At 36.0% G+C, this 14169-nt stretch carries 13 protein-coding genes; 3 read left to right on the top strand and 10 right to left on the bottom strand.

The window, feature by feature from the left end:
• A complete protein-coding gene (locus LD272_RS17375) occupies positions 1-894 on the bottom strand; it encodes a beta-keto acid cleavage family enzyme (protein WP_226037874.1) in 894 nt (297 codons plus the stop codon).
• Between the two features lie 574 nt (positions 895-1468).
• Positions 1469-2005: a TetR/AcrR family transcriptional regulator gene (locus LD272_RS17370; RefSeq protein WP_226037873.1), complete on the bottom strand. Its 537-nt coding sequence runs from the start codon at positions 2003-2005 to the stop codon at positions 1469-1471.
• A 546-nt stretch (positions 2006-2551) separates the two neighbouring features.
• On the opposite strand from LD272_RS17370, the gene LD272_RS17365 reads away from it, so the two are divergent.
• Positions 2552-3019: a flavodoxin gene (locus tag LD272_RS17365; RefSeq protein WP_226037872.1), complete on the top strand. Its 468-nt coding sequence runs from the start codon at positions 2552-2554 to the stop codon at positions 3017-3019.
• A gap of 72 nt (positions 3020-3091) precedes the next feature.
• On the opposite strand, the gene LD272_RS17360 is transcribed toward LD272_RS17365, so the two are convergent.
• Complete coding sequence (locus LD272_RS17360) at positions 3092-4801, bottom strand: bifunctional diguanylate cyclase/phosphodiesterase (protein WP_226037871.1); 1710 nt, start codon at positions 4799-4801, stop codon at positions 3092-3094.
• 168 nt (positions 4802-4969) lie between these two features.
• Between LD272_RS17360 and LD272_RS17355 the strand changes: the two genes are divergently transcribed.
• Positions 4970-5488, top strand: coding sequence for an RNA polymerase sigma factor (locus LD272_RS17355; RefSeq protein WP_226037870.1), 519 nt, complete (start codon positions 4970-4972; stop codon positions 5486-5488).
• Complete coding sequence (locus tag LD272_RS17350; protein WP_226037869.1) at positions 5481-6725, top strand: hypothetical protein; 1245 nt, start codon at positions 5481-5483, stop codon at positions 6723-6725. The genes LD272_RS17355 and LD272_RS17350 overlap by 8 nt, the downstream gene beginning before the upstream one ends.
• A 72-nt stretch (positions 6726-6797) precedes the next feature.
• Here LD272_RS17350 and LD272_RS17345 read toward each other — a convergent pair whose 3' ends face one another.
• The 7 genes from LD272_RS17345 to nagA form a co-directional block, all read right to left on the bottom strand.
• Entirely contained in the window at positions 6798-7631 is an 834-nt protein-coding gene (locus LD272_RS17345; protein ID WP_226037868.1) for a carbohydrate ABC transporter permease, read from the bottom strand.
• On the bottom strand, positions 7632-8564 hold the full coding sequence (locus tag LD272_RS17340; RefSeq protein ID WP_226037867.1) for a carbohydrate ABC transporter permease: 933 nt from the start codon (positions 8562-8564) through the stop codon (positions 7632-7634).
• 57 nt (positions 8565-8621) lie between these two features.
• Positions 8622-9974, bottom strand: coding sequence for an ABC transporter substrate-binding protein (locus LD272_RS17335; RefSeq protein ID WP_226037866.1), 1353 nt, complete (start codon positions 9972-9974; stop codon positions 8622-8624).
• Positions 9975-10033: 59 nt separating this feature from the next.
• Positions 10034-11206 carry a trans-sulfuration enzyme family protein gene (locus tag LD272_RS17330; protein ID WP_226037865.1) on the bottom strand — a complete coding sequence of 391 codons (1173 nt, stop codon included), beginning with the start codon at positions 11204-11206 and terminating at the stop codon, positions 10034-10036.
• 2 nt (positions 11207-11208) lie between these two features.
• On the bottom strand, positions 11209-11907 hold the full coding sequence (locus tag LD272_RS17325) for a FadR/GntR family transcriptional regulator (RefSeq protein ID WP_226037864.1): 699 nt from the start codon (positions 11905-11907) through the stop codon (positions 11209-11211).
• A 231-nt stretch (positions 11908-12138) separates the two neighbouring features.
• Positions 12139-12903: a hydroxypyruvate isomerase family protein gene (locus tag LD272_RS17320; protein ID WP_226037863.1), complete on the bottom strand. Its 765-nt coding sequence runs from the start codon at positions 12901-12903 to the stop codon at positions 12139-12141.
• Positions 12904-12966: 63 nt separating this feature from the next.
• Positions 12967-14115 carry an N-acetylglucosamine-6-phosphate deacetylase gene (gene nagA, locus LD272_RS17315; RefSeq protein ID WP_226037862.1) on the bottom strand — a complete coding sequence of 383 codons (1149 nt, stop codon included), beginning with the start codon at positions 14113-14115 and terminating at the stop codon, positions 12967-12969.
• Between the last annotated feature and the right edge of the window lie 54 nt (positions 14116-14169).

Genomic DNA, 14169 nt, shown 5'->3' with positions numbered 1-14169 from the left:
TTACTTATCTCCTCCACCTGGGATGTTTAAGCCATATTGTTGTCTAGCTTCTTTAGGTGTCATCACTTCCACACCGTTTCCATTTAACATATCAACAGCTTTATCAACGAGTTGATCATTTCGAGCAAATACACCTTTTGATAAATAGAGATTATCTTCTAACCCTACCCGAACATTTCCACCTAGCATTGCTGCTTGTGCCACGATTGGCATTTGCATTCTACCAATACCAAATGCAGACCAGTGGGCATCCTCAGGAAGTCTATCCTTCATATAAATCATGGTTTCCACGTCTGCTTCTGCTCCCCAAGGAATACCTAGACAAAATTGAAACATCGGATTATCATCAATTAATCCTTCTGCAATTAATTGTTTAGCGAACCGCAGATGACCTGTATCAAAACACTCAAGCTCAGGTTTGACACCACTTGCCTGAATTAACTTCGCTTGTTCTCTTAACCAATCGGTGGGGCTTATGTATATCATGTTGCCAAAATTAACTGACCCGCAGTCTAACGTACACATTTCTGGAAGTAGATCCCCTACCGGCTGATGTCGTTCTTCGGGCGTTTGGATATCGGTTCCATTTCCACCAGCAGCTGGTGTCGCTAAGCTAGGGATAAAGTCACCGCCACCTCCAGCTGTAATATTGATTATTACATCAGTTTCAAAGTCACGAATCCGGTCGACAATCTCGCGGTAGTGATTAACATCGTGGCTAATTCCCCCAGTTTTAGGATCACGAGCATGAACGTGAGCTACCGTTGCACCTGCTTTTGCTGATTCAATTGCTGCCTCTGCAATTTCTTTTGGAGTTACTGGAACATGAGAACTTTTTGCTGTTGTTTCTCCTGCTCCGGTAACTGCTGCCGTTAGTAAAACCTTATTTGCCATTAAATTCCTTCCTTTCATCTATCTATTAAATTAATTCGCTCTATAATTACTGTACCATCCGGACGGTCTTTTTTTACCACGTTTTAAACTATACCATCCAGACGGTAATGTTTGCAAACCAGATCCACCTTTGTGAGCGGTTTCTTAGGCTTTTTATTCAAAATTGAAGTAACCTGTAACTCTCTGATAGCAACGGATATAACTTTTTAAACAAAAAAAGTCGAAAAAATAAAAAAACATCATCCAAATAACGATAAAGGCGAATAGTTGTGAGTTTGGGGCGAATCTTTGCTGTTTTGAGGCGAATTAACGCAAGTTTGGGGCGAATAATCTGATATTAGAGGTGAATCCGCTAAAGTTTGAGGCGAATCAACGCAAAAAAGAGCCACATTATAGAGCGGCTCTTAGTCAGATATCTTATATTTTACATATATAATCATAATATCCTCAGTTTCAATATAAATCGTAACATTATATGGTAATCTTCAGCCTACGCTAGCTCAAATGGATACCGAACAGCTCCAGACTAACATTTGCATCATCGGAATCTATTTTTTCTGATGGTTCTTAGTTATTATTCATTTGCCCATTCTTTCAGTTTTTCATATACCAAATCTTTCGTGTCTTTTTCGATATGATATATATCAAATAACTCTGACAGCCATATTCCGTCAGTCGCTAACCGAATGATTGTTGCTTTTATTGGGTCAAGTCCATCATTTTCAATTTCATGTTGCCAATCCGTGTACAATTCTCGAATAGGATCCAGTAAGTTCGCATTGACTGCCTTGGCAGCGAGTAACCCTGAGTGCATATCTTTGTTTTGAAACGTCTGATTAAAAGTGACATCTACGTAAGCACGAACCCATTTCCCTTTATCAATTGGATCAGCTTCAGCGTTAGTAGCTATTTTTTCTCGGTAATTACCTGCTAAATGTTCAACCATACCTTCGACTAAAGCTTCTTTTGACGGAAAGTGATAGAGCAGTCCACCCTTACTTATTCCCGCTTCCTTTGCTGCAGCCTCCAACGTCAAATTGAAAATACCCTTTTCACTAACTATTTTTGATGCAGCATTAAGAATCTCAATCTTTCTAGAATTTCTGCTCATTCCAATCTCCTCTTTTACCAAATTATTAATTTTACTATACTACCTGGACGGTTTATTTTCAAATACTACCATAATTTTCAAATCTATGCTTCTTTGTAATTAAAAAATTAACACATTGCTACAGAGGAGATAGAATAAACTGCGCTATCTAATCATAGTGGGTAGCATATACACAGACTTATTGACACTACCAAATCAGGAGTGAATCCACTAACTTTTGAGGCGAATCAATTTAAAAAGGAACCAGATTCAGCGTTGCTCTTACTCGAATGGCTAATATTTTTCTGTAATTCTCTCAATTTCAGAATAAATCACAACATTTTATTCTAATCCTTGGCTACCACTTGTTCAAATTGATACCGAATAGCAGACTATCCTCTGCATCACCGAAATCTATCCTGGTTGTTCAGAGTTGTTATCTTTTCCCCAATCATTATACCTATTACCGGTCAAGACAATTAATTTTCCAAAACTTGATCCTTATCAATTTTTTAACTGCAGCTTCTTGTTAAAATTAGAGTGTGAAACTAGACGAGGAGTGATGACATGTTTCATGTTCTTTTGGTCTATACGAGTATGACTGGAAATACAGAGCAAATAGCAAAGCAACTTGTTTTCAACATCTCAGAATTTGAATGTATTAACTTAACTACAATCGATATTTTTGACTCCTATCCAGAGGAAATAGATGAATACGACGCGATAATAATTGGTAGCTATACATGGGGTGACGGAGACATACCAGATGAAATGTTGGATTTCTTTGAGGAGTTATCAGATTACAATATAAAAGGGAAAGCATTTGCCTTATTTGGCAGCGGAGAGCAATCGTATGAATACTTTTGCGGTGCTTTGGATACTTTTGAGGATCAATTAGATACGTGTGGTGCTTATCTCCCGCTTCCATCTTTAAAAATTGATATGGATCTTGACAAAGAAGATATCGAGGCATGTAAACAATTTACAAAGGACTTTTTAAATAAAGTTACTCTACTTGATAGTAAATTGGGTTAGAACAAAGATACAACCAACCGTCACAGGTCCAGGTGATGGTTGGTTGTTTTGCTTTTTCAAACAATGAATCGACTAAATTTCCAGTTTTTCTTCCATAGCTAGTTCATTTAATGGGCGACTAAAATAATACCCTTGAATGGAGTCACAGCCACTTTTCCTTAAGAAATGAACCTGTTCCTCTAACTCTACACCCTCTGCCAAGACAGATAAACCAAGTGATTTTCCTAATTGAATAATTGATAACAATAAGGCATTATCTCGCTCTGAGCTAGGAGTTTCTTTAACAAATGCCTGGTCAATTTTCAATGTGTCTATTGGGAGGTCCTTCAGATAATTAATCGATGAATAGCCTGTTCCAAAATCATCAATAGAAACTAATACCCCTATTTTTTTAAGTTCTTGAAGCTTTTCAATGATTACTGTCGGGTTAACTAACAGCGTTTCAGTAATTTCTAATTCTAAATATTGGGCAGATAGGCCCGTTTCCTGCAAAATCTTTTTGACAGATTGTGTGAAATGCGGATGCATAAATTGCACCCCAGAGACATTCACAGATACCGGAATATGTCGCAATCCTTTTTCTTGCCATTGCTTATTTCTTTTACATGCTTTTTTCAAAACCCACTCGCCAAGTTCAACAATAAAGCCGGTTTCTTCTGCAATCGGTATAAACTCAGCTGGGCTAATGACGCCTTTATCAGCATCCTGCCAGCGAACAAGAGCTTCCATCCCTACAATTTCAGCTGTATCTACTGCAACTTTAGGTTGATAATATATAAAGAACTCATCATTCTTAAGTCCGGTAGCAAAATTCTTCTCTATACTCATGCGCGTATTCAATTTATCCGCTAAATGATCATTGAAGTAACAATGGTTTACTAAGGAGTTAGTCTTAGCTTCTCTCATTGCAAGCGCAGCATAAGAAAGCAATTGTTCTGCATCAGTACAGTCAAAAGGATACTTACTTATTCCAATACTAAAATCAATAGCTACTTCTTCCCCAAGAATTACATAAGGTTTTGTAAGAACAGATTCAACTGCATATAAAACATCTTCTAAATTCACAGAATCAGATAGGGTATGTAGAACAATAAAATCATCAGCAAAACTTCGTGATATCGGGACATTTTTGAATACTTTTCTTAAACGATCGGCAACTTCAACAAGTACCGTATTGCTATCGGTTTCGCCATAGCTACTGTTTATATTTCTAAATCGATTGAGATTTATTCTGAAAACAGCACCTTGGGTTGAACCTTTATTTATATAAGTTTGTAGGGTCGATTTAAAGAACTCCAACTTCATTAATCCAGTTATTTGGTCAAAATTAGAAAGTTCTTTTATTTTTTGTTTGGCACCTTTTTCTTCTTCAATCTGTTTTGTAATGTCAAATTGTAGACCTATATAATAGAGAACTTCATTTCTCTCTCCCAAAATAGGACTTAGAATAAATTGATTCCAAAAATAACTTCCATCCTTTCGATAGTTTTTTAAGATAACCGTTTCTTGTTTATAGTCATTAATAGCATGGTGAATTTTATTAATTTGTTCTTTATCTGTTCCCGCGCCTTGAAGAAAGCGACAATTCTTCATTAACACTTCTTCTTTTTTATAACCGGTCATCTCGACAAAACCTTTATTGACATAGATTAGTGGTAAATCTTCTAAGTTCGCATCAACAATGGTCATGCCCACACCCATTGAATCAATTGTGTTAAGGAAATCAGATAACTTGATTACCGATTCGAAATCTGACATAAAGTTCATTTTATTCACATCCATTAACCCCTTTTTTTCATATCTATTTATTCAATTCTATTTTGGTTAACTTGAATATCCACATATTTTTTTAAAAGCGTTATGATTGACCTTATTTTATTTTAATATATTTTGACACATAAGGATAATTTACACGTCTAATAGGTGAAATCAAAAACGGAGGAATAATTTATGTCTAACATAAGATCAACAATATCCGACTGGTTTCATCAATATAGTCATGATGTTTATAATTTTTTGGTCTATTATACTGGAACGACAGATGTTGAGGATTTGGTTCAAGAGGTTTTTATTAAAGCAAGCAAAGGCATGGATTCCTTCGCAAACAAATCAAGTCCAAAAACATGGATTATTAGTATTGCGCGCAATGTTGCCATTGATGAAGCTAGAAAAAAGAAAAATAAGATTTGGAAAAATAGCCTGTCGTTTGATGAACAAATAGGGCAAGAAAAACAAGTAACTCCCGAAGAAATCCTTCTTAAAAATGAACAAAAAAAACAACTGTACAACGCGATTAATAAATCAAAACAAAGCTACCGTGATGTTCTAATTCTAAGAGGAATAAAGGGGCTCTCCGTTAGAGAAACTGCTGAGGTTTTAAACTGGAAAGAAACGAAGGTAAGAACAAATTACCGTCGCGCGATAAAAGCGTTAAAGCAGGAACAGTTGGGAGGATTTCAGAATGAATAAATTTGATCCAAATAATGTTGAGCAGGATCTAAGGGAATTCCCAGATCATAAACTGAGTCAATCTAGTCAAGAAAAAATTCATCAAAACGTAATGGCTTCTATTCAAAACGTTGAAAAAACGAAAAGGAGAGGAACTGTTATGAAAAAAACAATGGCTACAATTGCAAGTGTAGCAGCTCTAGTTTTGTTCATAATGTTAGGTGCGAACACATTTTTAAATAACAATGAAAATACTGGAGAAGGAAATCTAAATGCTAACAAGTCTCCCGTACAAGAAAATCAAGAAGAACAACAACCAACCGAATTTACTAAAAGTACAGCTAAAAAAGCTATGAAACAATACAGACAATCTTTTGTAACAATAGCTGATGCAGCAAATCAAGACGGTTTAATCACCGGCTTCGAATCAACAAGTGATATAATGAGCCATTTTACTGAAGTAATGTCAGAGGACCTTGCCTCATGGATGGTTGACTCTTATCTAAAAGAAGAGAGTGATGGCATCTATTTTATCGCTAAAGATGGACCCACCTGGTTGGCTGAGGATAAAGAATTTACAATCGAACAAGTAAACAACGACCATTATAAAATCATCCAAGAGCGTGATAATGAACTTCTAGGCAATATCGAAATGATTTTCCACTCTAAATTAAGTGATGGAGATTGGATAATTAGTGAAATTGACTCCAAAGAACTAGGGGCCAATGCTTCAACAAAGAAACAAGAACAAACCAATCCAGACACCTCCATTGAGGAAAAAGCACAAACCATTCTGCAAGCTATTAATAACAGAAATGCCGAGGTCCTAGCTAATCACGTCCATTCTGAAAAAGGACTACTCTTCTCACCTTATGTATTTGTAGAAGAAGATGCAGTCGTTATTAAGAAAACCAACGCCAGGACAATGCTAGATGATAATCAGGAATACCTCTTTGGACAGTTTGATGGTAGTGGGAAGCCAATCGAAATGACTATTAGTGAGTATTTTGAAGAATTCTTATCTATTGAAGCATTGCTTGATCCAGATGAAATCCTTGTTGATCAACCAAAACAACGTGGCAATACAATCAATAATATAAAAGAGGTCTTCCCAGATGCTAAAGTAGTAGAATTTTACCAATCTGGTTCAGAAGAATATGAAGGAATGGACTGGTCAAGTGTTAATCTTGTCTTCGAACAAAATCAAGATGGCGTTTGGAAATTAGTCGCAATCGTTAAAGACCAGTGGACAATATAGTTTAAATGTAATTAACCAAAGCATACAACGAGAAATCTCATTGTATGCTTTGATTTTTCAAGGAAACATAAATTATCCTTTTATTGATCCTTGCGTCATTCCTTCCACTATATACTTTTGACCTATAGCGAATAGTATTAATGTCGGGATAACGGAGATTACCGTCGCAGCTGACATAGCACCCCAGTCAATATCAAACTTTGTAATAAATGAATTCATTGCCACTGGTATTGTTTTAGCCTCTTCTTTGTCAATAAACATTATTGCCAAAAATAGTTCGTTCCAGCTTTGCACGAATGCAAAAATGAATGTTGCCGCAATACCAGGGAGCATTACTGGAAAGATAACTCTAAATAGTGCTCCAATTCGGCTACAGCCATCAATCATAGCCGCCTCTTCTAAGCTGGGCGGAATTCGTTCAAAAAAACTTTTCATGATAACCGTACAAAATGGAATCATCATTACAGTATAAATAAGAAATAATGAGGGTAATCGATTTAACAAATCCAAATTAGACATTAATAAATAGAGTGGTGCAAGTGCTATGAAGATCGGAATCATCTGTGTTATAAAAAAAGCAAAGATGACCTGATTTTTACCTATAAACCGAAATCGTGCAAGAACATATCCACCTAACATTGCTATAATTAATGCAAATATACCCGCTACTGTTGCAACGATTAAACTATTTACTATATAAACATTGAAGTTAGAGATCTGAAATATATTCGCATAGTTCTCAAATGTAATGGTTTCAGGCCAATACTTAATTGGAAATGTAAACATATCTTCTTTTGGTTTGAGTGATGTAATAAAAATCCAATATAAAGGGAATATCGAAAAAATAAGAAATACCCCTAAAAAGATAATCTTTGCAAGGCTTGGCCAGTTAATAATTTTCCGCATTTAAAAATCACCTGCTTTATCAAACTTTGTTGCCATTAAGTAGAAAATAGAGAACACGATTAAAAGTAAAATAATAATCAGCCCTGTAGCAGCTGCCTGTCCGTAATCTTGACCATAGATTATTTTCTCTAGCATAAAAGTGGAAAGAATATGAGTAGAACCAGCTGGTCCACCATTTGTCATTGCATAAATCAAATCAGGAAAGTTCAAAATCCAAATGACCCTAAGTAAAGCAGTCACTATAATGGTTGGTAAAATAAATGGTATAGTAATCTTTATTAATTCCTGCAGTTTATTTGCCCCATCCATTTTTGCAGCTTCATATAATTCTTCTGGAACCGATTGTAAAGCAGCCAAAATCATAATTGCGAAGAAAGTAATACCATACCAAATGTTTGCAATGATTACAGAAACCATTGCCCAATTTGGTTCTGACAAAAATGGTATTGGCGTTTCTATTAAATTCATTCTTATAAGTAAATCGTTTATTACTCCACTTTGTCCGTTATACATCCAACGCCAAATGATACCAATTAAAAATCCAGACATTGCCCACGGAAAAAAAACAAGGGCTTGATAAACACCGCGTCCCCTAAATCTTTTTTTAAGTAAAAGGGCCACAAAAAATCCAATTGACAATTGAAATATCAATGAAAAAAATATCCAATAAAAGCTATTAATTGTCGCCCTTCTGAATCCCGGATCGGCAAGTACTTGTTTGAAATTTTCAAATCCGATAAATTGAATGTTTGTCAAATCAAACAAGGAGTAACTTTGAAAGGCCATAATTGCTCCCTTTAATAAGGGATAGTAGATAAACAACGATACAAGAATAAGCGCTGGTAGCAGACTTAGAAAAATATATAATCCATGCTTATTCACTTTAAAAGTTGGTAAAACTCGAACTTCCTTTGGTTGAGGTTCTGGTTTCAAGTAGATAGCCTCCTTTATAAGAAAGGGTAGCAATTAAAATTACTACCCAAATTTCTCTTACTGTTGTTCCTTTTGATCTACCCAATAATCTGTCCATTTTTGTAAAGCATCTTCTATTGTTATATCTCCCAGTAATAGAGACTGGATATCCTTTTCAGCTACACCTCTATACTCACCCCAGCCCTTATAATCAACTGGACGATCGGCAATTAAGTATTCATCAGGCTTTGCATTCATCTCAATGTAAGAACTGAAATAACCCTCTTTAAAGAATGAATCATCCCCTGCACTTTTGTGAACTGGAATTAATGAATTGTTTTTAGCAAAATGCAAGTTTTGTTCTGGACTAGATAGGAAAGAAATCAATTTCCACGCCTCTTCTTTATTTTCTGAAAAAGCACCTATTCCCCAGCCTGCTGTTCCTGCTGTTTGTTGGGCAACCCCGGATGGTGTACCTTTAGGAAGTGGAGCAGTATCCCATGTACCTTCCTCCATATTTTCCTCTGCAGTAACAATAACTTCAGGATCTTGTATTAGCATAGCAGTCGTTCCAGAAGTAAAACCTTGAACCATTTCTGGATAACTCCAGCTAATTGAGTCTGGAGGAGAGGCGTCTTCATAGATTTTGACGAACATCTCAAGTGCGTCCACTGCCTCATCCGTAGTAAACATTGGTGAACCATCTTCTATGAAATAACCATCATCCTGCACTATATTTTCTCCGACATACGACCATGTCATAAATTCAACATAGTCCGATGATCCTGCTCCTCCTCTGAAGCTATACCCATAGCGATTTTGGGAAGGATCTGTTAATGTTGTAGCTGCATTATATACGTCCTCCCATGTCTCTGGAACGTCTAAACCAGCTTCTTCAAACCAATCTTTACGGTAAAATAATGTTTTTTCATAGATCCCATAAGGAATAAAATAGGGGATCTCATCAATTGATGTCGCTCCATGTTTTGCAATATCGTTCAATGAATCCCAGTTCTCCCACTCACTTGTATAAACAGATAAATCTTCAATAAAGCTGTTATTAGAAAATTGTTTAACTGTTTGGTCGCGTACTTCCAACACATCAATATCTTCTTCTGCCATCAGCATCTGAGAAATTTTTTCATCAGCGCTTTGCAATGGTGGCGAAATAAGTTCTACTTTTATCGTTGGATTTTCATCCTCAAAAGCTTCAATCATGCCTTTAAGCAATTCTGTTCTTGCCGGGCTAGTCAAACTTTCTACCATTCTTAATGTAACAGTATCGCTACCGTTATCCTGTTCAGTATCATCCTGATCATCACCTGTTGCATTATCATTACTACTACTGTCGTCACTACACCCAGAAATAATAATAAGAACCAAAATCATCGAAAAACATAGCACCAAACCTTTTGTAAGCTGATCCTTCATTCTAATTTTCCTCCTTTTTATGACTGATAAATTTATATAAAAAGAACATCCTTCTTATATCAGAGATTACGTAAGGCTTGATCGAGGTCTGCTATCAATTCTTCCTCATCTTCTAGCCCTACCGAAATTCTTATCAGGCCGGGATCAATGTTACTTTGTCTAAGTTGTTCGTAGTTCCGACCATTATTTGGGGACAATACTAAACTTTCAAACCCGCCCCAGGAGACGCCTATATTAAAATGCTCTAGTGCATTGATTGTTTTTTTGACATCTTCAAATTTACTAGAAACAAGTTCAAAACTAAGTAAGCCAGAATAACCTTTTAACATTTTCTTACCCAATTCATAATCGGGAGCTGATGTAAGTCCAGGATAGTTTACTTTTTTCACAGATTGATGATTTTCTAGAAAACGAGCTACCTTTAATGCATTTTCTTGATGCGCTTTCATTCTGATTGGTAGAGTTCGCATCCCTCGCATTAGTAACCAAGCTTCATATGGAGGCATAATACCTCCTAATAATTGGTATTCATTGTAAAAGATTCGTTCCATAAACGCTTCGCTTGTAATAAGTGCCCCACCAACAAGATCACTATGGCCACTGAGATATTTTGAAGCTGAGTGTACTACTACATCCACTCCTGATTCAATCGGATTCTGAAATATCGGGGTGGCCCAGGAATTATCAATAATGGTATTTAATTGTTTTTGTTTTGCCAATGCGGTCACTTCTGGAAGATCGATTATTTGAAAAGTCATCGTTGTAGGACTTTCTATGTAGATTAATTTTGTATTTGTTTTAATATGTGCTTCTATTTCTTCTATGTTCTTAGAAGTAACATTTGTGTGTGTTATCCCGAACTTTTCTAAGTAATTAAAAAGGTTTGTTGTCGGGCCATAAATGTTACTAATACTTAAAACATGTTCTCCCGTCTTCACAAACGATAAAATGGCTGCAGAAATAGCTGCCATTCCTGAAGAAAACAGCTTACACTTCTCTCCTTTTTCAAGAGAAGCAATTTTTTGTTCTACAATTTCAACGGTGGGATTTGTACCACGCCAATACAAATAATTGGTATGTTCAGATTCCATTGCCTCAAGGAACTTTTCATATGTATCATAGATAAAAAGAGAATTTTCATATATAGGAGGAACAACAGCACCATGGAATTTCTGATAATCATCACCTAGATGTGTAACTATTTGCTCATTTGACAACTTTTTCTTACTCACATTTATTCACTCCTCTCGATTAGAACAACTTTTCTAATATTTTCTTCTACAGAGTCAATAATCTTATTAAATTCTGCCAGTGCCTGTTCCTGATTTCTCTCTTTAATAGCTTCTAGCAATGTTTGATGAAAAGGAATAGAATCATCAAATATATCGTCTATTCCAAATGGTTGATTCCAGAATTTATTAAAAGTATCATGAACAGATTCAACTACACTTTCTAAAACAGGATTTTTAGAAGCCTTATAGATAGCTCTATGGAAGGCCAAGTCTACTTTGGAAGAATCCTCACCTAGTTTCTTTAGTCTAATTTGCTCATTCAAATGAATTTCTAATTCCTTTATATCCTCTTCATCAGCTCGAAAAACAGCAAGTTCAACAGCTTTTCCTTCAAGAGCTCTACGAAGTTCACTTGTATGTAACAAGAATTTCTTTTCATTTTCAACCTCAATTTTGGCTTCTATTCTCAATACGTCTCCATCTTTAACAAACACACCTTTACCATTGATGACCTCGACTATATTTAGGCCTTCAAGAAACCTCAATCCTTCCCTGACAGTCGACTTACTCACCTGAAATATATCTGTAAACTCAGCAACACTTGGTAATCGATCACCTTTTTTTATTTTATTTATTTTTATATATTTTTTTACTTCATCAACAATAATTTCATGAGAGGAAGCCCTCTTAATACTTTTCATTTCTTACTCCTTTCATTGGTCGCTTTTAAAACCAACCTATCACCTATCCACCTATCTGATAGGTATATTATATTCTTAGTTAATTGAATTATCAATAAATTTTTAAAATTGTGTTAATTTTAAATGAAATCTATTAACAACAAAAAAGGTACAAGTTATTAGGCGATGGTTCGCCTTTAACTTGTATCTCCGATAGAACCAATTTCAACTAGTAGATTTCTCCATAAAAATTTAACGTTTCAATTCCAACAACCGCTTCAACCCAACAGCCGGATCACCCTTTGGGAAATACTCTAATCCGACATAACCTTGATAACCTGTTTGATCAATTGCATGAAATATCTGATTATAATTTAGTTCACCATTATCTAGTTCATGTCTACCTGGGGTTCCAGCGGCATGAAAATGACCGATTAAATCGATGTTTTTTTCAATCGTTGCTATGATATTTCCTTCCGTAATTTGTTGATGATAAATATCGTAAAGAATTTTGATGTGCTTGGATCCTACCTGTTTGATAATATCAAAAGCTTCCTCTGATTCTGATAAAAAATAGCCTGGATGGTCTACCTCCAAGTTTAAAGGCTCTACCATTAAGGTTATATTTTCTTGTTCTAAAATAGGAACGCAAGCCTTTAGTCCATCAATCACGGATTGTTTTTGTTCTTGTCTGGACACATTAGGCAGTTCCTGTCCTACTTGAGAAATAAGTTTATGGCAATTTAATCTTTTGGCAGCTTCTATCGACTCTTTGAGTCCGTTTAGATAGTCTTGCCTTGCAGTTGAATCAACCAAACTAATAAATTTAGTACAAAATATAGAGACTTCCACTTCTTCTTCCTTCAGGATTTTCTCAAGCGACTCCAAATCCTTGTCCCACCAGCTCCAAAACTCAATGGTGCTATAACCTGATTCTTTACCATTGATTACGCTTTCATTAAAATCCTTATGATGGTAAAGTGCGTCAATACATACTGAAAATTTGATAACAAACATCCTCTCTTATTTTGTTACAATCGAATCAATTTCATAATTACCTTATGAAATTGACTAAATCTATTAATTAATTAGTTGACCGTTAATCATCGTCCATTGAATAGTGTAATTCGAATCTATCAATACGAGATCAGCATCTGCTCCGGTTAAAATGTTCCCTTTATCTTTTAATCCCAAAATACTTGCAGGCGTTGTGGAAGCCATATGAACGGCATCAACAAGTGAAATACCACTTTCGACTGTATTACACAAAGCTTGATCCATTGTAACCGTACTAGAAGCAAGGGTGCCATCATTCAGTCGCGCCACGCCATTTGATACAGTCACTTGATGTCCACCAAAGTCATACGTTCCATCGCCCATATACATTGCCTGAAGTGCGTCGGTAATTAAAGCAATTCCTGCTGGACCTTTGATACGATGCATCAACCGAACAACTGCTGGATGAAGGTGTACATTGTCAACAATTGCTTGCAAACTAACATGGGGTTCTTCAAAAGCTGCCACAACTAATCCCGGATCTCTGTGATGAATTGGCCGCATCGCATTAAAGCAATGGGTTACGTGACTCGCACCGATTGCAAACGCCTGTTTCGCCTGTTCATATGTAGCATCAGAATGTGCAAGTGAAACAATAATACCTTGCTCTTTTAAAAATTGAACCATTTCGATACCACCTGGTAATTCAGGTGCAATGGTTACCATTTTAATTAAACCATCAGCTTGCTTTAAAATCTCTTTCATTTCTGCTAGATCGGGATGTCGTAAATTATTTTCATCTTGCATCCCTTTTCTTTTGACATTTAAGTATGGACCTTCCAAATGGATGCCTACTATTTTAGCTCCTGGTTCTCTGCCAATTACCTTTTTTACATTGTTAATCATTTTAGTTAAATCCTCTAAGGAAGAAGTCACCGAGGTTGCCAGAAATGATGTACATCCCGTCATCGCGCATATCCGAGATACTTCTAAAATACTTTCCTCGGTCCCGTCCATCATATCGCAGCCACCTGCTCCGTGGATATGCACATCAACCATGCCAGGAATTAACAGCTGACCATCACCATCAATAATCTGGTAGTCATCAGGAATGTTACTACTTTTCTCATGTTCCACTTTTACTATTTTCCCTTGTTCTATCCAAATGCTTGATGGTGCTGTAATTTCTGTTGGTGTAAGAACTCGGCACCTGAGAATAACTTTTTTATCCATTTTAAAACCTCCAAGTGAAAGCAAACATTCATTTTCCGCATTACTTCAGCCATT

The organism is Aquibacillus saliphilus, assembly GCF_020404745.1.
GTDB lineage: Bacteria > Bacillota > Bacilli > Bacillales > Amphibacillaceae > Aquibacillus > Aquibacillus saliphilus.
Note: the sequence above shows the minus strand (reverse complement) of the source record. Positions and strands in the feature narration are given on the sequence as shown.